Annotated in this window: 17 protein-coding genes, 1 tRNA gene and 2 pseudogenes; 12 read left to right on the top strand and 8 right to left on the bottom strand. The window is 56.5% G+C overall.

The genetic code is table 11. The features are described from left to right. Positions 1-127 precede the first annotated feature (127 nt). Positions 128-1,234: a ferrochelatase gene (hemH, locus tag ACZ5CE_RS02350; protein ID WP_464576153.1), complete on the top strand. Its 1,107-nt coding sequence runs from the start codon at positions 128-130 to the stop codon at positions 1,232-1,234. A 160-nt stretch (positions 1,235-1,394) separates the two neighbouring features. Here hemH and ACZ5CE_RS02345 read toward each other — a convergent pair whose 3' ends face one another. The 6 genes from ACZ5CE_RS02345 to queA all read right to left on the bottom strand — a co-directional run bounded on the left by ACZ5CE_RS02345 (position 1,395) and on the right by queA (position 7,667). After that, entirely contained in the window at positions 1,395-2,075 is a 681-nt protein-coding gene (locus tag ACZ5CE_RS02345; protein WP_464576152.1) for a DedA family protein, read from the bottom strand. 104 nt (positions 2,076-2,179) lie between these two features. Continuing rightward, the gene (gene secF, locus ACZ5CE_RS02340; protein ID WP_464576151.1) at positions 2,180-3,112 is read right to left on the bottom strand and encodes a protein translocase subunit SecF; all 933 of its coding nucleotides are present in this window, start codon (positions 3,110-3,112) and stop codon (positions 2,180-2,182) included. A 107-nt stretch (positions 3,113-3,219) separates the two neighbouring features. Beyond that, complete coding sequence (gene secD / locus ACZ5CE_RS02335) at positions 3,220-5,064, bottom strand: protein translocase subunit SecD (RefSeq protein WP_464576150.1); 1,845 nt, start codon at positions 5,062-5,064, stop codon at positions 3,220-3,222. A 75-nt stretch (positions 5,065-5,139) separates the two neighbouring features. Next, on the bottom strand, positions 5,140-5,475 hold the full coding sequence (yajC, locus tag ACZ5CE_RS02330) for a preprotein translocase subunit YajC (RefSeq protein WP_464576149.1): 336 nt from the start codon (positions 5,473-5,475) through the stop codon (positions 5,140-5,142). A 33-nt stretch (positions 5,476-5,508) separates the two neighbouring features. Continuing rightward, positions 5,509-6,615 (bottom strand): tRNA guanosine(34) transglycosylase Tgt, encoded by a 1,107-nt coding sequence (gene tgt / locus ACZ5CE_RS02325; RefSeq protein ID WP_464576148.1) that lies wholly within the window; start codon positions 6,613-6,615, stop codon positions 5,509-5,511. Between the two features lie 8 nt (positions 6,616-6,623). Then, entirely contained in the window at positions 6,624-7,667 is a 1,044-nt protein-coding gene (gene queA, locus ACZ5CE_RS02320) for a tRNA preQ1(34) S-adenosylmethionine ribosyltransferase-isomerase QueA (RefSeq protein WP_464576147.1), read from the bottom strand. 90 nt (positions 7,668-7,757) lie between these two features. Between queA and ACZ5CE_RS02315 the strand changes: the two genes are divergently transcribed. Beyond that, positions 7,758-7,844 (top strand) — tRNA-Leu (locus ACZ5CE_RS02315). A 336-nt stretch (positions 7,845-8,180) separates the two neighbouring features. On the opposite strand, the pseudogene ACZ5CE_RS02310 reads toward ACZ5CE_RS02315, so the two are convergent. Further along, positions 8,181-8,912, bottom strand: a pseudogene (locus ACZ5CE_RS02310) (IS110 family RNA-guided transposase); the annotation flags it as partial. Between the two features lie 87 nt (positions 8,913-8,999). Here ACZ5CE_RS02310 and ACZ5CE_RS02305 point away from each other — a divergent pair. Then, positions 9,000-9,983 carry an IS5 family transposase gene (locus tag ACZ5CE_RS02305; protein WP_464574943.1) on the top strand — a complete coding sequence of 328 codons (984 nt, stop codon included), beginning with the start codon at positions 9,000-9,002 and terminating at the stop codon, positions 9,981-9,983. A gap of 146 nt (positions 9,984-10,129) precedes the next feature. On the opposite strand, the pseudogene ACZ5CE_RS02300 reads toward ACZ5CE_RS02305, so the two are convergent. Continuing rightward, positions 10,130-10,450: pseudogene (locus ACZ5CE_RS02300) on the bottom strand (IS110 family transposase); the annotation flags it as partial. 712 nt (positions 10,451-11,162) lie between these two features. Here ACZ5CE_RS02300 and ACZ5CE_RS02295 point away from each other — a divergent pair. The 9 genes from ACZ5CE_RS02295 (at position 11,163) to nhaA (ending at position 20,256) form a co-directional block, all read left to right on the top strand. Then, positions 11,163-11,528 carry an ArsR/SmtB family transcription factor gene (locus ACZ5CE_RS02295; RefSeq protein WP_464577389.1) on the top strand — a complete coding sequence of 122 codons (366 nt, stop codon included), beginning with the start codon at positions 11,163-11,165 and terminating at the stop codon, positions 11,526-11,528. A 10-nt stretch (positions 11,529-11,538) separates the two neighbouring features. Beyond that, positions 11,539-11,982 carry an ArsI/CadI family heavy metal resistance metalloenzyme gene (locus tag ACZ5CE_RS02290; protein ID WP_464576146.1) on the top strand — a complete coding sequence of 148 codons (444 nt, stop codon included), beginning with the start codon at positions 11,539-11,541 and terminating at the stop codon, positions 11,980-11,982. Continuing rightward, the gene (locus ACZ5CE_RS02285; RefSeq protein ID WP_464576145.1) at positions 11,973-12,485 is read left to right on the top strand and encodes an arsenate reductase ArsC; all 513 of its coding nucleotides are present in this window, start codon (positions 11,973-11,975) and stop codon (positions 12,483-12,485) included. Before ACZ5CE_RS02290 ends, ACZ5CE_RS02285 begins: the two co-directional genes overlap by 10 nt. 119 nt (positions 12,486-12,604) lie before the next feature. Beyond that, the gene (locus ACZ5CE_RS02280; protein ID WP_464576144.1) at positions 12,605-13,891 is read left to right on the top strand and encodes an arsenic transporter; all 1,287 of its coding nucleotides are present in this window, start codon (positions 12,605-12,607) and stop codon (positions 13,889-13,891) included. 951 nt (positions 13,892-14,842) lie between these two features. Beyond that, positions 14,843-15,979, top strand: coding sequence for an ABC transporter permease (locus ACZ5CE_RS02275; RefSeq protein WP_464576143.1), 1,137 nt, complete (start codon positions 14,843-14,845; stop codon positions 15,977-15,979). Then, a complete protein-coding gene (locus ACZ5CE_RS02270) occupies positions 15,976-16,758 on the top strand; it encodes an ABC transporter ATP-binding protein (RefSeq protein WP_464576142.1) in 783 nt (260 codons plus the stop codon). Before ACZ5CE_RS02275 ends, ACZ5CE_RS02270 begins: the two co-directional genes overlap by 4 nt. After that, on the top strand, positions 16,751-17,677 hold the full coding sequence (locus ACZ5CE_RS02265) for an MlaD family protein (protein ID WP_464576141.1): 927 nt from the start codon (positions 16,751-16,753) through the stop codon (positions 17,675-17,677). The genes ACZ5CE_RS02270 and ACZ5CE_RS02265 overlap by 8 nt, the downstream gene beginning before the upstream one ends. Then, complete coding sequence (locus ACZ5CE_RS02260) at positions 17,674-18,240, top strand: hypothetical protein (protein ID WP_464576140.1); 567 nt, start codon at positions 17,674-17,676, stop codon at positions 18,238-18,240. Before ACZ5CE_RS02265 ends, ACZ5CE_RS02260 begins: the two co-directional genes overlap by 4 nt. A 174-nt stretch (positions 18,241-18,414) precedes the next feature. Continuing rightward, positions 18,415-20,256, top strand: coding sequence for a Na+/H+ antiporter NhaA (gene nhaA / locus ACZ5CE_RS02255; protein WP_464576139.1), 1,842 nt, complete (start codon positions 18,415-18,417; stop codon positions 20,254-20,256). Positions 20,257-20,318 lie beyond the last annotated feature (62 nt).

The raw sequence follows: 20,318 nt of genomic DNA, 5'->3' as shown, positions 1-20,318 counted from the left end.
TATCACCCAAATTGCCCACATTGCCCACACTTGAAAATCCCGATATCAGCCCTGCAACGTGGGTCAGGGCGAGCCCAGGAGTGAAGCCAGCAGAAAAACCTGCCATTTCCAAGAAAAAAGGAATAGCGTGAGTTCTTCCGAACCTGCCTACCATCATGGTACGCCAGATCGAACAGGAGTTTTACTGATCAATCTCGGCACGCCCGACGCTCCCACTGTGCAAGCGCTGCGGCCTTACCTCAAGCAGTTCCTGAGTAATCCGCGCGTAGTGGAATTCCCCCGGTTGCTCTGGTGGCCCATTCTCAATGGCATCATTCTTCCGACCCGGCCGAAAAAATCGGCGGAAAAATATGCGCAGATCTGGCTGCCGGAGGGTTCGCCTCTGAAAATCCACACCATCCGCCAGACCCAGCTTTTGCGCGATATCCTCGCGGAGCGCATCGGCCCCGCGCTCATGGTGGAATACGCCATGAGCATTGGAAGCCCTTCCATCGCCAACATATTGCGGCGGATGAGGCGAAATGGCTGCGAGCGCATCCTGGTGCTGCCGCTTTATCCCCAGTATGCCGCCAGCAGTACTGCCTCCGCGTTTGACGAAGTGTTCGCACAACTGGCAAAGATGCGCAACGTTCCCGCCATACGGACAGTGAAGCATTATCACGACGATAGAGGCTACCTGGGTGCACTGGCGCAGAATGTGCGAGATTACTGGAACAAGACGGGCAGGCCGGATAAGCTCGTCATCAGCTTTCATGGCATCCCTCGTTCCGCTCTCGAAAAAGGTGATCCGTACCACTGCGAGTGCCAAAAAACCGGCCGGCTATTGGCCGAGTCGCTGCAACTGAGTCAGGATCAGTATCGGATCTGCTTTCAATCCCGTTTCGGCCGGGAGGAATGGCTGAGTCCCTATACCGCGGCCACTCTCCAGGAGCTTGGCAGGCAGCAGATAAGGCGGATCGATGTGGTCTGTCCGGGCTTTGTTTCGGATTGCCTGGAAACCCTGGAGGAAATTGCCATGGAGGGCAGGAACATGTTCCTGCAGGCTGGAGGACGGGAATTTCATTATATTCCGTGCCTCAACGAGCGTGCGGACTGGATACGCGCACTCTCGGATATTGCTATCGCCAACCTGCAAGGCTGGGTGCGAATGGAACCGGAACCAGCAGAAGATCAGGGTGAAGAAGAAGCAACCGAGTCACGGCGCCGGGCGCTGCAGATGGGTGCACGCATCTGATATCCGTCCCTAAAAGGCTGTTGGCGCCCTGCGCAACCCGCCCTATAGCGAACTCACCACGCAGGTGAACGTCGAGTACCGCGAAAGTCTTTGCGGATCATGGTTCCAAACTAAAAAAGAACGGTCAACTACCGGAGTCAGGTCCATTCCAGCATGCGATTTATTCAGAAGTTTCCCGATTGTCGAGAGGCCCGGAGGATGCGCGCCTGGCAAACCAGGCGCGCACAAACTGGATAAAACCTGGAAGAACCGAAATGAGGATGATGCCGAATATAAATAAAGTCAGGTTATTCTTTACCACCGGCACATTCCCGAAAAAAAACCCGCCGAATACGAAGAAACTGATCCAGAACACGCTGCCAAACGCGCTGTAAGCCATGAAATGGGGATAGACCATGCGGCCGACACCGGCGACAAAGGGCGCGAAAGTGCGAATGATGGGCAGAAAGCGCGCGAATATGATGGTCTTGCCGCCATGCTTCGCGTAAAAATTGCGTGTTTTCTCCAGATGAGCGCGGTTCAACAGACGCGAGTCGGTGCTCGCGAAGATTCTCGGGCCGAAATAACGGCCGATCCAGTAATTCGTATTATCGCCGCAAAATGCCGCCAGCATAAGCAGCCCGGCCAGCCATTGGACATCCATCACGCCGCTCGCCGCGATCGCGCCCGCAACGAATAGCAGTGAGTCTCCGGGGAGAAAAGGCATCACCACCAGCCCGGTCTCGCAAAAAATGATGAGGAAAAGAATAAGATAAACCCAACTGCCATAGTTCTGCACCAGCCATATGAGGTGCCGATCCAGGTGCAGGATAATATCGATAAACGTCGCAAATAATTCCAAAGCAGCTTTAACCTAAATCCAGCAGTTGGACAGGATGGAGTGCGCGGTTTCTGGAGTCCGGAAAAACCGCATGCAGCGCGCCCGGCGAGGACTCCAGCGTCTTCTCAGGGCAATGCCTCGGGCTCTTCCTTCTTTTCAGGCTTGACGATATCCTCGCGCGAAACGCCCAGCAGCATGAGCAGAGGGCTCGCCACCAGCACCGAGGAATAAATTCCAAACAGAATTCCGATAGTCAATGCCAGCGCGAAGTAGTGCAGCGCCTCGCCGCCAAAAACAAGCATCGAAATCACGACCATCTGCGTGCTGCCATGTGTAATGATCGTGCGCGACATGGTGCGAGTAATCGCGTTGTCGATGACTTGAGACACCGAAGCTTTGCGCATCTTGCGGAAGTTCTCGCGTATCCTGTCGAATACCACCACCGATTCATTGACCGAATAGCCAAGGATCGCGAGTATGGCAGCCAATACGGTAAGAGAGAATTCCCACTGGAAAAATGCGAAGAATCCCAGAATGATGACGACATCATGAAGATTGGCGATGATGCCGGATACGCCGAACTTCCACTCGAAACGCATGGCCAGGTAGGCGATGATGCCCAGGGAAACGATCAGCAGCGCCAGCGCGCCGTTCTCCACGAGCTCCTTGCCTACCTGCGGTCCCACGAATTCGACCCGGCGCACTTCCGCAGTCTCATCGGCCTGGCGCAATGCGGTAATCACCGTTTCCGAAAGCATGGCGCTGGTAATATCGGACCGGGCGGGCAAGCGTATCAGTACATCGCGCGAGGTGCCGAAATTCTGCACGCTGACATCGGGCATCCCCAGCTTCACCAGCGTGCCTCGAACCCGGTTGATATCGGCGGGGTGTGCGTAGCCGACCTCCATCACGGTCCCGCCGGTAAAATCCACCCCCAGGTTCAATCCCTTGGTAAAGAGAAAAAAAACTGAAAGCAGGAATGTGAGCAGTGAAATCGTGGTCGTGTATTTCCCCCAGCTCATAAAGGGAATATCACGTTTTATTCTGAAAAATTCCATGCTGGTCCCTGGTCGCTGCTCAGTCCTTCCTGCCCGGTCCGCTCATTCTCCTGCAGGGCTTGTCGTCCTTCGTTCCCCGCCTTCCCTCTTACCCTGATACCCTGATATCAACGCTTGCTGCTCACGGGTTTCCAGATTTGCCCAATGGGGACCCGCTCGAGCTTGCGGCGGCTCCCGTACATCAGGTTCACCATGCCGCGCGAGACCACGACCGCGCTGAATACGGACGTCAGAATACCCAGGCAAAGCACTACGGCAAATCCCTTCACGGGACCCGTCCCAAAAGCGAATAACGCTATGCCCGCGATCAGCGTGGTGATATTGGAATCGACGATGGTGCCGAATGCACGCTCATATCCCGCGCTTATCGCCGCCTGAGGCGGCAGGCCGTTGCGCAATTCGTCACGTATTCTCTCGTTGATCAGCACGTTTGCATCGATCGCCATGCCGATGGTCAGCGCGATTGCCGCCATGCCGGGCAACGTCAGCGTGGCTTGCAGGATCGAAAGCAGGCCTATCAGCAGCAACAGGTTCACGCCCAGCGCGACGACGGAGATGAAGCCGAACATCAGATAATAAATCGTCATGAAAATGCCGACGGCAATAAAACCGAACAACGTGGAGTTGAACCCGCGCGCGATGTTGTCGGCGCCGAGGCTGGGGCCGACAGTGCGCTCCTCGATGATATCCATCGGCGCCGCCAGTGCCCCAGCGCGCAATAGCAATGCCACGTCCCGCGCCTCCTCGGTGGTCATGCGCCCGCTGATCTGCACTCTTCCGCCGCCGATTTCTTCGCGTATTACCGGCGCCGTGACAACCTCTGCCTGGTTCTTCTCGATCAGCAGTATCGCCATGCGCTTGCCGACATTATCGTGGGTCAGCTGACGGAATATGCGCGCGCCGCTGTTGTCCAGGTTGAGATGCACCGCGGGCTGGTTGTTGTTGTCGAAACCGGCCTGGGCATCATTGATGCGGTCGCCGGTGAGCACCACCTGTTTCTTCACCAGTATGGGACCGCCGCCGCGCTCCGTGTACAACTCGGAACCGAAGGGAACCTGTCCGCGCAAGGCTGCTTCCACGTCGCGCTCCTCGTCCACCATGCGCACCTCCAGAGTGGCTGTGCGTCCGAGTATATCCTTGGCTTTTGCCGTATCCTGAACCCCGGGCAACTGCACCACCACGCGATCGGCGCCGGCCTGCTGGATGATGGGTTCGGCCACGCCGAGTTCATTGACGCGGTTGCGCAATGTCGTGATATTCTGCTGCACCGCCGAGTCCTGAATACGCTTTTGCGCTTCAGGCTTGAGAGCGACCGTCAAATGGAACTCATCCCCCACGTTTTGCTCCCGCAAGCTCAAATCCTCGTAAACCTTGCTGATTTCGGCTTCCGCCCGGCTCCGTGAGGCGGCATCCCGGAATTTGACGACGACCTGGGCGCCTTGCTTGTCGAGTCCCGCATAGGGGATTTTCTTCTCGCGCAAGCTGCCGCGTATGTCGGTGCTGAAGCGGTCCAGTGCCTTGGAGAGCGCTCCCTTCATATCCACCTGCAACATGAAATGCACGCCCCCGCGTAAATCGAGCCCGAGGTACATCGGCAGCGCCCCGATGCTCGTGAGCCACCGGGGAGAATTGGAAAGTAGGTTCAGCGCCACCATGTACCCGTTGCCGAGCGCGGACTGGAGCGTATCCCTGGCCCTGATCTGCATATCGGTATCGGCGAAGCGCGCCTTGACTCCCGAGGCATCGAGGAATACGCCGTCAGGAACGATGTTCGCCTTCTTCAGCGTGTCTTCGACCCGCTGAAGAAGCGCGGTATCCGCCTTCGCGGCGGTACGCAGCGGCGAAACCTGCACCGCGGGCGACTCGCCGTAGAAGTTCGGCAAGGTATAGATCAGCCCCAGCAGTATCGCAACCGCGATGATGAGGTATTTCCAGGCGGGGTAGCGGTTCATGTATATGCGGATGCAAGAGAAAAGGAAGAAGGAACTATCGTGCGGTGCGGCCTCACGTTGCCGTGGCGGAGCCGATCATTCCTTTTCGATGCTGTTGAGCGTCCCCTTGGGCAACAGGGTCTGAACGGCCGATTTTTGCAGGGTCACCTGGACATTTTCGGCTATCTGCAGAGTGACATAATTCGCAGTGACCTTGCTTACGCGCCCCAGGATACCGGCTGAAGTCGCCACCTCGTCGCCTTTTTGCAGCGCTTCTATCATCAATTTCTGCTCTTTGGCGCGCTTTGTCTGGGGCCGGATCAGGAGAAGGTAAAACACGATGAATATGGCAATCAGCGGAAGCAGGCTCATCAGGTCCGCATTCTGTTGAGCGGGCGCCGCAGCCTGGGCGAAAGCTTCATTAATCAACATGTCATCTCCGGACGAATTCAAAAAGCAGGGATTTTAGCATGATGCGGTGCAGGCTAGAAATTCTTGCGCATATTCCTCGAATCGGCCGCCCTCGATTGCGGCGCGGATTTCGCCCATCAATTGCTGATAGTAATGAAGATTGTGCACGGTATTCAGACGCGCCCCCAAAATCTCATTGATTCGTTGCAAATGGTGCAGGTATGCCCGGCTGAAATGCGTGCAGGTATAACATCCGCATTGATCATCCGGGGGCGCGGTATCGAGCCGGTATCGGCTGTTGCGCAGCTTGATCACGCCATTTCTTGTATAGAGCCAGCCATTGCGGGCGTTGCGCGTGGGCAATACGCAGTCGAACATATCGACGCCTTGTGCCACCGCGTTGACGATATCCGCCGGTGTTCCGACGCCCATGAGGTAGCGCGGTTTTGCCGCGGGCAATTGTGGCGCGACGTGCCTGAGAATGCGCGCCATGTCGGCCTTTGGCTCGCCCACCGACAGCCCGCCGATCGCATAGCCGTCGAAGCCGATATTCTGCAGCCCAGCCAGCGACCGGTCGCGGAGAGGTTCATGCATGCCTCCCTGGACGATGCCAAATAAGGCGTTGGTATTGCCTTCATCATCATGCGCGCGTCTGGAGCGCTCCGCCCAGCGCAAGCTCAGTTCCATGGATTTTCGCGCCATGGGCTCATCCGCCGGATAAGGCGTGCATTCGTCGAATATCATCGCAATGTCGGGATTGAGCATGCGCTGGACGCGCATCGACTCCTCGGGCGAAAGAAAACACGTATCCCCGTTCACCGGGGATTTGAACGTCACACCCTCCTCGGCGATCTTTCGCAGCATTCCCAGGCTAAATACCTGGAAACCGCCGGAATCGGTAAGGATAGGCCGATCCCAGCCCATGAAGCGATGCAATCCCCCGTGCGCCTCGATTACTTGCAGGCCGGGGCGCAGCCACAGATGGAACGTGTTGCCGAGCACGATATGTGCGCCGATTTCCCGCAATTCGGCTGGAGATACTGTCTTCACAGCGCCGTAGGTGCCTACCGGCATGAATGTGGGCGTTTCCACCACCCCATGTGCCAGGGTGAGGGTCGCGCGGCGCGCGGCGCCGTCCGTGCAATGCAATTGAAATTTCATGAAGGGGATTATGGCTGCCTTTCGATCAGCATGGCGTCGCCATAGCTGAAAAAGCGATAGCGCTCATTTATCGCGTGCCGATAGGCGCAGCGGATATTTTCGAGTCCGCCGAACGCGGACACCAGCATCATCAGGGTCGAGCGGGGAAGATGGAAATTGGTCAGCAGACGCTGCACTATGCGCAGCCGATATCCCGGAGTGATAAAAATATCCGTGTCGCCATATCCGGCTTTCAATCCGCCATCACGCCCGCCCGCTCCCGCTGCCGCTGCCTCCAGCGCACGCAGCGAGGTGGTGCCCACGGCCAGCACCCTCCCCCCCGCGGCGGTCGCACGCTGGATGGACTCGACCGTTTCTTCGGGCACGTGAAACCTTTCCTTATGCATCTTGTGATCCGCAAGATTTGCGACGCGAACCGGCTGGAACGTGCCCAAGCCTACGTGCAGGGTAACAAAAGCGATGGTCACGCCCATTCCCTGCAATCTCGCCAGCATGCTCCCGTCGAAATGCAGGCCCGCGGTCGGGGCTGCCACCGCGCCAGGTTCCCGGGCGTAAGTCGTCTGGTAGCGCGACTCATCCATTTCCGTGGTGGAACGGGAAATATAGGGCGGCAGCGGCAGGTTGCCATGGCGCTCCAGCAATTCCATGGCGGAATCGGAGTGGTCGAAACGCAGGATATGGAAATCCCCCTCCCTCGCCACTACCGACGCCTCTATCGCCTCCTCCAGAAAAAGCCGGGAGCCGGGCTTGGGCGAGTGGCTGGCACGCACCAGCGCCAGAACAGAGTGTGAGTCGATAATCCGCTCGACCATCACCTCCACCCTGCCCCCGCTGTCCTTGACCCCATGCAGGCGCGCCTTGATGACGGCTGTATCGTTCAGCACCACTATGTCGCCAGCCCGAATATAGCGCGGCAAATCGCTGAACAATGCATCCCGCAACACCCCGGTCGAGCCTTCCAGGTGGAGCATGCGGCTGCCGCAGCGTTCCCCGGCCGGGAACTGCGCAATCAGGTCGGGCGGAAGCGCGAAATCGAAATCCTGAACTTTCATGCGCATATTATACCGGCAGGCTCAGGTTCCTTGTCTGTTGCCGCCATTCCGGTTTTCAGTGATAATTTCCGGTTCGCAACATGTCCCCTTGCCGGGATGGCGGAATTGGTAGACGCACGGGACTCAAAATCCCGCGATCGCGAGGTCATGGGGGTTCGATTCCCCCTCCCGGCACCAGTGGAATAGTATTTATCTCTTCCAGTTCAGCAACCTATCTCGATAACTGTGTTTGATTTCTTCATGGCTCCATTTATATGGACGCCTCCCGTTTTGCAAGGGACTTCGAATTGGTCTGACTTGACAGGAACGGTTCGCAGCTTTATATCCGGCCTTGTTGCAGCCGATCCTTCCGCTGCGGGCCACTATGGATTCCGCTGATCCGCACCTCATTTCTCTCACGAACTCGAAGTTCTTGGAGCCATTCAGGTTTGGCGGATCACGGTCCGACCTGTGTTGCCATCGCTATCGATTCCCAACGCAACCTAGACGTTCCATCTTTACAGAGTCAACCTCTCATCTGGTGATTACCGCTAACGCCGGCTTTACGCTTACGTATCCTTTCTGGTATGGTCGGTCATGGGCAAGCACCGCCCAGATCGTTCGCGCTATTCTGTTTGCCAGGGCGACAGTCACCACATTCGGATGCCGCCGCTGCTTCATCTGTTTGATCCACGGACCGGGGTCCTTCGCGTTTATCAACACGCTGCGCGCACCGTGGATCAGCAGCGTGCGCAGATATGTGTCGCCGCGCTTACTGATGCCATGAAGATTCACCTTGCCGCCCGATCCGGTCTGCTTCGGCACGAGTCCTGCCCACGCGGCAAACTCCCGCCCTGATCGGAACACCTTCGCGTCGCCCATCATCGCGACCGCCGCGGTTGCGGTCAGCAACCCCACGCCGGGAATCTCGCTGATCGCCTTCACGGCGCCATCGTCCTTCTTCCATTCGCGCATCCGGCGCTCGATCGCTGCGATCTGCCCGTCCAGATTTGTCAGTCCGTTCCACTGCTCACGCAGCGTGTCGATCAGCACCGCTGGCAAACGCTCCGCGACCCGCGCAAAGATTTCCGGTATCGCCTTGTCAAGCGACGCCCGTCCTTTAGCCGTCACCTCGCCGTACTCGGTCAGCAGCCCACGCAAGCCGTTGATCTGCATCGTCCGGAACTTCACCAGTTGTTCGCGCATCCGGTGCAGCGCCAGCATTGCCTGCTGAATTTCGGTTTTAACCGCGACCGCCTTGCTAGGGAAACGCTGATTTAATGCATTTTGACGAACGGAGGCAGTGGATGACATGCGAGAATTGGTGCATTGAAAACAGATAGGCACTTGGCGATGCAAGGGAGTTTTTCTGACCTGGAATACGCGGCGAAGAAGAAGGTGACGCGACGCGACCGATTTCTCGGCCAGATCAATGCTGTGACACCGTGGTTGGCACTGGTGGCCGAGATTGAGCCATTCTACCCCAAGGGCACAGGCCGTGGTCGTCCACCGATTGGCGTGGAACGCATGCTGCGCATGTACATCGCCCAGCAATGCTTTGGTCTTTCGGATGAAGGCATTGAAGATGCCATTTACGACAGTCAGGCTCTCCGGTCCTTTGTCGGGATTGACCTGTTGCGTGAGTCGGCACCGGATGCCACCACCCTGCTCAAGTTCCGTCGCCTGCTTGAAGACAACAAGCTGACCGAGCGCATCTTTGCCGCCATCAATACCTTGCTGGCCGTGAAGGGGTTGATTCTCAAGGAGGGCACCGTCGTCGATGCGACGATCATCGCAGCCCCGTCCTCGACCAAAAACCAGAGTGGCGGGCGTGATCCAGAGATGCACCAAGCCAGGAAAGGCAACCAGTGGCACTTTGGCATGAAGGCCCACATTGGCGTCGATGTCGAGTCTGGCATTACCCATACGCTGGTTACCACGCCAGCCAATACCCATGACGTTACCCAAGCCCATGCGCTGTTGCATGGGAATGAGAAGGTTGTCTTTGGCGACGCTGGCTATCAGGGTGTCGAGAAACGGGAAGAGAACCTGAATACCGAAGTTCAATGGGAAGTAGCGATGCGCCCCGGCAAGCGCAAGACGTTGCCGGATACTCCAATTGGCCGCCTGAAGGAGCAGATCGAGCAGATCAAGGCGAGTGTGCGGGCCAAGGTCGAGCATCCCTTCCACATCGTCAAGAACCTCTTCGGCATGAAGAAGGTGCGCTATCGCGGACTGGCCAAAAACACGGCACAGCTTTATACCCTCTTCGGATTGGCGAATCTGCTGATCGCCAAGCGGCGACGGTTTGCACTCGACGCCCAAGGTGCGTCCTGAAATAGGCGAAACGATGAAATTCGCGGGAAAACAGGGCAAATGCCGCCCAAAAACAGGAGCAGAGCAGGCATTTCCTGCCCGCGTCGATGTAAATGATGAATGAGTGCCGCCTGCTCGTGCCATCTTCGATCAAATGATGATTTGTTCAGCGCTTCCCTAGGTTGCTGCACCGCCAGCCAGATCGCCCGAGCATCCGCCACGTCGTTCTTGTTGCGGATGTTGAATGCCTTCACGAATTCTCCCGGCATCAACTTGACCTGATGACCCATCTTCATCAGTTTCCGCGCCCAGTGGTGCGCACCGCCGCACGCCTCCATTCCGATGAGGCACGACGATCGGTTCGCGAAATGTTCTAGAAACGCTGCACGTTTGACGGGCTTGTTCACGATCTCACCCGTTTCCTCGTCCACGTAGTGCACTTGGAAGACCATCTTTGCAATATCGATTCCAACTGGCGTCAGCTTCATCTCGGCTCCTCCGGTTTGCAATGTGAAGATTTATGCGATCTTCCACCGTGATCATGCCGATGCCAAGCCCGGGAGAGTCCCATCCTTCCCTACCATTCCTCACGGGCGGGCGGCGTCCATACCATTTCTCTCAGATATCAGAGCCTCCTCAAAACCCGGGGCGATTCACCCCGGCACGTGCGCCAACCTGTACCAGGCAATTGCTCAAGAGGCTCAGTAATCAGTATCCCCAGCATTTAACAGGGTCGAAGCTCCTTTCAGCCCCTGTCCATCCCCTACCAGTCGGGGGAATGACCCTTATGCTTGGTCAGGCTTCCTGGTAGCTCTTTGCCCACTCTATCACTTCCTTTGCTATCCAAAGCGGCCATCCTTTTCCATCAGTATCAGTACTGGGACGGGAGCCAAATTGCTTTCGGGAAGTCGGGCAAGCGGATCAGCTTTTCCATTTTTCCATAACTGTGCGCCTATCACACTGTAGGTACACAGCAATATCGTCGCCGGACCATACCATAACGCGATATCAAGCGGGATTGTCGCAGCGGGTTTGTTGAGAATTCGCTCCAGGGTTTACCTAAACTCATCATTACGGATGAGAAAAGCAATCCCTCCGCACGCTCCATCTGCTTGGACAAAAACGGGTAATATCAGCAATAAGAAAATTGCTCTCCCGCTTCGTTTGACCTTTACCCATTATTTTAATATTATTGGAAATATGGAAATAAGAGAGGCTGTCAGTGCGCTTGCTGCGCTTGCGCAGGAAACGCGACTTTCAATATACCGCATCCTGGTTCAAGCAGGCCCGGAAGGGGTTTCTGCGGGCCGTATCGGCGAAGAGCTGGAAGTAGCTCCTGCAACCCTTTCGTTTCACCTGAAAGAGCTCTCTCACGCCGGACTGGTTTCATCACGTCAGGAAAGCCGGTTCATCTATTACAGCGCCAACTTTGAACGGATGGCGGCGATCATGACTTTTCTAACACACAATTGCTGTCAAGGCATGCCTCAGGAGTGCCTGACCGTAAATGACACCCAGCTTGCAAGCTGCTGCGTCCCAAATTCCCCAGTCAAACCTAAATCATAAGGATTCAATTATGAAACGCTTTCACGTTCACGTGGCTGTTGATGATCTGGAGACCAATATACGTTTTTATTCCGCAGTGTTTGGTAGTCCGCCCACGGTTGAAAAACCAGATTACGCGAAATGGATGGTCGAGGAGCCCCGCCTTAATTTTGCAATTTCCAATCGTGGCGCAAAAACCGGGCTGGATCACCTGGGATTCCAGGTTGACTCGGATGAGGAGCTCAGAGAGTTACGACAGAAGGTGGCCGATGCAGAGATCTCTGCACTCGATCAGCCGCAAGCGGAATGCTGTTATGCCCGTTCGGATAAATACTGGGTTACTGATCCGCAGGGTATTGCCTGGGAGACTTACCATACTTTGGGCGGGGTCGAAATTTATGGGGTAGACCTCCCTAAAGTCTCCCAAACGGCTGCATGTTGTGACCCCACCCCTCGCCGTACAAATTGCTGCTAAAGATCATGGGCGAGCGCACTTTCAATATCTTGTTTCTTTGCACCGGAAATTCCGCACGAAGCATTCTTGCTGAAACTTATTTGAATGCTTCTGGAAAAGGGCAATTTCGCGCGTATAGCGCCGGAAGCTTTCCAACAGGAAAAGTAAATCCCTACGCGCTTGAGCTTTTGGAGAAGAATCATTTTCCCACCGATGGGCTCAGGAGCAAAGCCTGGGATGAATTTTACGCACCTGACGCGCCGAAGATGGACATCATCATTACGGTTTGCGACCAGGCCGCCGGTGAGATGTGCCCGGTATGGCCCGGACAACCCGTTACGGCACACTGGGGCGTGGAAGATCCGGCTGCGGCCAGGGGCGATGATGACGCCAAACGGGCGGCTTTTCGCCACGCCTTTTCCGTGCTGCAGCGGCGCGTCGATCTTCTTGTGAACCTCAACTCTAAAACCCTGGGCTCCCCGGATATGAAGCGGAAACTGCAGGTAATCGGCAAAACGCAGTGATGGCTTCGACCTCCCGACCTTTCCTCTACAGACTTAAGCAAGTTCTAAATTTTCAGGCTGTTTCGGCCTGGAGCCGGACGTAGTAAAGAGCGGTTAATGCGCTTAGAAGGAGAACTGACGTGCTAGCCGCCTTACTGATTTTTCTTGTCACCATTATCTTGGTGATCTGGCAGCCGCGTGGGCTGGGTATCGGCTGGAGCGCAATGCTCGGTGCCGTCCTGGCGCTGCTCTCGGGCGTGGTTCATCCAGGCGATATCCTGACGGTCTGGCAGATCGTCTGGAATGCGACGGCCACCTTCATTGCCGTCATCATCATCAGCCTGTTGCTGGACGAAGCCGGTTTTTTCGAGTGGGCGGCCCTGCACGTTGCGCGATGGGGAGGCGGAAATGGACGACTTCTATTTGCCCTCATCGTTCTACTCGGCGCGGCGGTCTCTGCCTTGTTTGCCAATGATGGCGCAGCGCTGATTCTGACGCCCATCGTCATGGCAATGCTCGTCGCGTTGGGATTCAGTCCTGGAACCACTCTCGCCTTCGTGATGGCGGCAGGCTTCATTGCCGATGTCGCCAGCCTTCCCTTCGTTGTTTCTAACCTGGTCAATATCGTATCGGCCGATTTTTTTAGGATCGGTTTCAAGGCATACGCTGCGATCATGATCCCGGTAAACATCGCCGCTATTGGCGCGGCTCTCGCCGTGTTACTGTTCTATTTTCGCCACAGCATTCCAGCCCGCTATGATGTGAATCAGCTCAGGCGACCAGTCGAGGCTATTCGTGACAGAAACACGTTTCACATCGGCTGGGCCGTGCTCGTACTGCTGTTGATCGGATTTTTTGGCCTCGAACCTTTAGGAGTGCCGATTAGCGCCGTCGCCGCCATGGGTGCGCTGCTCTTGCTGGCTGTCGCCGCGCGGGGTCATGTCATCAGCACCCGTAAAGTCCTTCGGGAAGCTCCCTGGAAGATCGTGATTTTCTCTCTCGGGATGTATCTTGTCGTTTACGGGCTGCGCAATGAGGGGTTGACCGGCTATATCGCCAGGGCGCTTGATTACTTCGCCCAAGGGGGCATATGGGGAGCCGCGTTCGGAACCGGAATTCTTTCCGCCCTGCTCTCCTCGATCATGAATAATATGCCGGCGGTCTTGGTGGGGGCGCTTTCCATCGATGCCACAAACGCCACAGGCGGGGTCAGGGAGGCGATGATCTACGCCAACGTGATCGGCTGCGACCTGGGACCCAAAATCACGCCTATCGGCTCATTGGCGACGCTGCTATGGCTCCATGTTTTGGCGCTCAAGGGCATGAAAATCACCTGGGGCTATTACTTCAGGGTGGGCACTGTGCTGACTATGCCGGTATTGCTTGTAACATTGGCCGCGCTCACATTACGTCTAGATGATCTTTAGCCCTGACGATTCCATTCCTTGAGAACAGGCAAGCTCTCCGCTATTTGCCGTCATAAAACTTGTTGCCGGGAAGGTCTATTCGAGTCTCTAGGCGATCCATCCCCAGAGTACCGGCGCGGTGATTTATTTGCACTGACGTTCAGGAAAACACTTTTCAGAGGAGCAAGAAAAATCTGGGTGGCAGCCCCCGGTCAAACCGATGAATTCCAGCTTGCCCCCGCGCAGCATGATCATCTAGGATCATAAGCTTGGGTACGCCGTTGTGTATGCCTGCGAACCTTCCGCTAAATGTTTCTTTCATCCCGGCGCTTGCGGGTCAGTGATGTTGAGAGCAACAAGAACCTCAGCCAGATAATGGAAGTCGGCAATGCTCATCCCCTTGAACCTAGGGAAGCGCTGAACAAATCCTCGCTGAGCGCGTTGCTGGTAAAATCGGGATGATCATAAGACGCGCGACGCAGGTCGTAGCCGGGACTACGATGCCAAGGAGCGCAACGCCATGAGAGCCCGATTTTACCGCAACTCTTATGGGGCGGGGTTTTGCGGGTGGTCTGCCTTGTCAGGCTCCTAGCGAAGGGGATCAACCATTCGCGTCGTCGCCTTTCGCGCATCCCATCCCGCAAAGCCGCCGTCGCGCCAGCGGAGATTTGTTCAGCGCTTCCCTAAATCCCCGTGGAGACATCAGATAAACGCATACGCATTGGATTGTTGATAACTATCAACAATCCAAAATCGCGACTTGTTGCTCCATTTTCATCATGCCTTCTAATCTTGTAATTTTTTGTATCTGCCCTACAAATAGAAAAAAGACCGGGCTTCGCCCATGAAACTGCGTATGAAGGTACGGCGGGACCATCCATCCAGAGATAACCGGTCGATACTTCGATCTGCATCGAAGAAGAGACCCTAAGCAACCTTGCCGTAATCAAAGGGAAAGGGAAGGCATTCTTAATGATCGATGAGGCGATAATCCACGCTGAAAAGCCCGCGGTGATGCTCCCAAAGGAATCCGGTGGCAAGCTGATCGTGCTGGCTGGGCCATGGAGCCTGCGCACGCTGGTGGCAGATCCGGCACTTCGTCAGTCCATCAAGAAACTCGCTGCTGATAGGGAAAAACAATGGGATATCAGCCGAATCGAGCGGCTGGACAGTGCGGCTGCTTTTCTGCTCTGGCAGGCCTGGGGTGAAAAACTGCCGGTGGATCTGATCATGCGGCCTGAACACCGGCGTTTGTTCGAATATTGCCATTACCGCAACATTCCACCGCCTCGGCCCATGCTTTCCAGATTTGCCGAGATGTTACGCCATGGGCAGGCGCCGCTTCAGAGATTTTATCAACACCTGCGCGCCTGGTTGACGTTGTTCGGCAGGTTGATCGTTGATTCCACTTACCTGTTTCGGCATCCCCGCGCCACGCCCTATAAGGAAATCTCGTTAACGATTTATAAGGCCGGTGTCAGCGCCCTGGGCGTCACGGCGCTGGTCGGTTTCCTGGTCGGCATCTCGTTAAGTTATCTGTCTTCACTGCAACTGCAACGGTTCGGCGCGGAAATTTACATCATTGATCTGCTCGGGCTCAGCATCATACGGGAGCTGGGGCCGATGCTTACAGCTATCCTGGTCGCTGGCCGCTCCGGTTCGGCCATGACTGCCGAAATCGGCATCATGCGCGTTACCCAGGAACTCGACGCCTTGGCAGCGCTGGGCATATCTCATTCATTGCGGCTGGTTTTGCCAAAAGTGATCGCGTTGTCCATAGCCTTGCCGTTGCTGATCGTCTGGACCGATGCGGTGGCCTTGATAGGCGGCATGGTCTCGGCGCAACTGACGCTGGATATCGGTTATCGGCAATTTCTCGATCAGCTGCCCAAGGCGGTGCCCATCGTTAATTTTTATATCGGTCTGGGCAAGGGAGTGACGTTTGGCATGATGATCGCCATGATTGCCTGCTATTACGGCTTTTTGATCAAGCCCAACACCGAGAGCCTGGGAAATGAAACCACGCATTCCGTCGTAGCGACAATCACCGTGGTGATTTTGATGGATGCCATGTTTTCCATTCTGTTCAAAAATGTGGGGTTTCCGTGAAAAAATCCTGTGTCGTGGAGCTTGAGCACATCTGGACTTATTTCGGCGAACAATTGATTCATCGGGACATTAGTTTCTGTCTGGAAAATGGCGAAATACTCGGGCTGGTGGGTGCATCCGGCAGCGGCAAGACCACTTTGCTGCGCGAGATAATTGGCCTGGAAACGCCCAGGCACGGCAGCTTGAAGGTATTGGGCGAGCCGGTCCAGGAAGCCTGCGCCATCGAATGCAGGCAGCGGCGCAATGATATTGGCGTATTATTTCAGAACGGGGCGTTGTTCAGCGCTTTGAATATTTTCGACAATATCGCGTTTCCGCTGCGGGAGCTGGATATCCACGACGAGGAACTGGTCTCGCAAATGGTATTCATGAAGCTGGCGATGGTGGGACTGAAAGCCCGGGACGCCATGCTCAAGCCGTCCGAATTGTCTGGCGGCATGGTCAAACGCGCGGCCCTGGCCCGAGCCCTGATTCTGGAACCGCAATTGTTATTATTGGATGAGCCGACTTCAGGACTCGATCCCATATCTAGCGAGGCTTTCGTCGCCCTGCTGCAGCAACTGCATAAAGAGCTTGATTTCACAGTGATCATGATCACGCACGATTTGCATATTTTGCGGGATTTATGCATGAAAATAGCGGTGCTGGCGGAACACCGGCTGGTCGTGCTCGACACGCTGGACAAGGTGCTCGCCTGCGATCATCCTTTTGTTCAGGAATTTTTTCATGGCAACCGCGCGCAACTGATATTCAGCTCATTGGAGGCAGGCCATGGGTAAAGACAGCTTTGCTTTAATGACCGGATTGTTCACGACAACACTGGTCATTGCCATTGTCGCCATTATTAACTGGCTCAGTAACGACCAGCGTCAAACGCACACCTATGTGGCCGCAACCCGCGATTCGGTAACCGGGCTCAAGGCTGGCTCCACCGTTTTTTACCGCGGCATCGACGTCGGGAAGGTCAGCGCCGTGCATTTCGACACAGATGATCCCGGCTTGATCGTCGTGCCGATGGAAGTGGATAGCGCAGTGCGATTCACTCGCGGCGTTTTTGCGACATTGGAGCTCCAGGGCGTGACCGGCTTGACGCGAATAGCCCTCAAGGATAGCGGCGATGATCCTGAAACGCTGCCGAGCGGCGACGATCCCGATACCCACATTCCGATCAGGCCCTCGCTTATCGACCGGTTATCGGATACTGGTGAAGATACGGTCAAAGAAACCCGTGAACTCGTACTCAGGCTGAACCAGCTCCTGGATAAAAACAATATCCATCAGATGAAACAGATCTTGATCAATATCGAATCCGCTACGGGTAGGTTCACCACATTGCAGAACAGCGCCGACAGAGCCCTGACCCAGGTGCCAGCGCTCACGGCAGATGCGCGCCGCACGCTATCCGACGTAAAAGAGCTGACTGATGAATTCAAGCAATTGAGCCGGCAAATGCGGCAGGAACTGACAGCGCTTTCCCAGCAATCAGGTGAACTGATGCAAACCGGCACTTCCGTAGGCCAGCAGCTATTGCAAACAACCATGCCGAGAGCCAACGCTCTCATGCAGCAGATGCAGGTGACCATACATCGTTTCGATCGGGTGGTGACCATGCTTGAAACCGACCCGCAGGCCTTTTTACTGGGGGCCGAACCCCTGCCGCGCGGACCCGGCGAACCGGGTTTCAAGGCAGCGCAATGAGACGATCGCCTGGCTTGATGACGATGGCATTGATGGCAATGGTTTCCGCTTGCAGCATCGGTCCCAACCGCGGCTCGCCGGTAAGGCACGATCTGGGCCCGATGGCCATATCCGCGGCGCAACACATCGCAGTGACACTCGATGCGCCGGTCTGGCTATGGGACGAGCGAATACGCTACCGCTTGCTTTACAAAGACCCAACCGTCATCCGCTATTACAATCTGGATCGCTGGGAAGCGCCGCTCCCAACATTATTGGAACGTCGCCTGACTCTGCACGGCAAACAGCCGTTCGCCATGCAGATAAAGCTGACGCAGTTCGAACAACAATTTGAAACGTCGAATCAGGCACGCGTTGTCATGAGCCTGATGGTTAGCGCCTTCGCGGCGAGAGACTATCGGCTGATTGCCAGCCGTTCATTTGATCTGTCGCAAAACACTGTTTCACCGGATGCGGCGGGAGCGGTCGCGGGCTTCGTCGCATTGAGCGAGCAGGCTAAAGCCGGCATCCAAGCCTGGCTGGAAACTCTGCCCAGTACAGAAAATACCGTACGGCAACCTTGACCCGGCTTGTTTGCAATAGGGAACAGGGCTCTGTTGCAAAAAAAGCCAAGCCAGAACATATCCGGCAGTACCGGTGGACGATCCCGCGGCGCTGCCGGGTAACGGCCATGCCCGGCTGACCGATTAGCGTGCATCAACCAGGATTTGGATGCATAATGAAGATGGAGTCATTTGGTGTCGCAACTGAAATCTGGCAACAAGCTCGATCGTCCGGTCGATAGCGGCTACGACCATACGCTTGGTCCGGCGAACGCTCAAATCACCCTGGTAGAGTACGGCAGCTACGCCTGTCCATACTGCCGCGCGGCGAACGAGCGGATCGCTCAGGTTCGCGACCGGCTGGGCGATCGCCTTCGCTATGTATTCCGGCACTACCCGCTGACCGGCAGCGATATTGCTCTGAGAGCGGCCGAGCTGGTGGAGCATGCGAAAGACGCCAAAAGCTTCTGGGATGCCCACATCACGTTGATGACGCGTTCCGGGACGTTGACAGAAGAGGATTTGATCGCGGTTGGCCGCGATCTCGGGGTGCCCCTGCCAGATGCCGGCAAGGCCAGAGAGGCCGACGAGCGCGCCAGAGCGCGCGTCCAGGCCGACGTAAAGAGCGCCAAAGCCAGCCACGCCCTGGTCACGCCGACGTTCTTTATCAACAACCGTCGCTATGATGACCCTTGGGACGAAAGTTCTTTTACCGATGCGATGCTCGGCGCCCCGGGACACAGGCTGCGGGAAGTAGCGCTCGATTTTGCCGGCTGGGCGCCTTCCGCAGGGGTCCTGCTCCTGCTGGCCACACTCCTGGCCGTGGGTCTGACAAACTCCAGTGTCGGCGCCAGCTTCGTGATGCTCTGGGAGCAATACCTGAGCATTTCGCTGGGTGGCACCGGGTTCAGCATGTCCTTGCTCCATTGGGTCAACGACGGGCTGCTCACGATCTTCTTTCTGGTCGTGGGGCTGGAAATCAAGCGCGAATTTACCGTTGGCCACCTTGCCAGTGCGCGATCAAGAGCCCTGCCGGTTGCCGCGGCAATCGGCGGCATGGTGGTGCCGGCAATACTCTATTCGCTGCTGATTCCTGCGGGAGCCTGGTCACATGGATGGGGCGTGCCAATGGCGACCGACACGGCGTTTGCCGTGGCGCTGATCGTGATGATGGGAAACCGCGTGCCGGCCGAGCTGCGCGTGTTCCTGACGGCCGCAGCTATCGTCGACGACATCGGCGCGATTGTCGTCGTGGCGATCTTCTACTCCGGCACGATGAACTTCGGCTATCTCGCTGGCGCCACGGCCATCGTTGCCGTGCTGGCCACCCTCAACCGCTCCCATATTTACAGTGTCACGCCTTACATCCTTCTGGGCGTCCTGCTCTGGGCCTGCGTGCTCGCAAGCGGACTTCATGCCACCATGGCCGGCGTGATCCTGGCGCTATTCATTCCGACGAGACCGCCTCCGAATCTGAAGGCTTTGATGGTTCAGGCGGATGTAATCCTGGCCTCCGAAGCCCGGCGCAGCGGGGAAGTCTTGCGGCATGGCCCCTCTCTCCCGGCAATGCGAGCGCTCGATGCCATCCACGATCGCCTCGAGTCGCCGGCCGATCGTCTGCTGCGAAACGCGGGAGGCCGCTCGAGCTACGTCGTGCTGCCGCTCTTCGCTCTGGCAAATGCAGGAGTCGCAATTACCACGGATGCGCTCGCCGGCCATGAACCGCTTATGCTTGCGATTATCGCCGGATTGATGATCGGCAAGCCCTTGGGCCTGGTATCGGCATCGGCGATTGCGGTGCGGCTTGGAATCGCCACCAAGCCTGATGGATATTCGTGGCGGCAGTTGGCCGGGGTTGGTGCATTGGCCGGCATCGGCTTCACCATGTCGCTGTTCATTGCCAGCCAGGCATTTCCTGTCGAAACCGATTTTGCCGCAGCGAAAATCGCGGTGTTCGCCGGCTCTATAGCGTCAGCAGTCCTCGGCGTAGCCATCCTGTGGAACGCGGACTCGCACCGGGTACGGAATGACGATTAGCATGTAGGCTCTTATACACAAGACCATGCACGTGCTATGCGCTTGTTGTCCCATGGACGGGA

Source organism: Nitrosospira sp. TNL200 (assembly GCF_055386305.1).
This window is presented reverse-complemented; position numbering and strand designations above follow the sequence as displayed.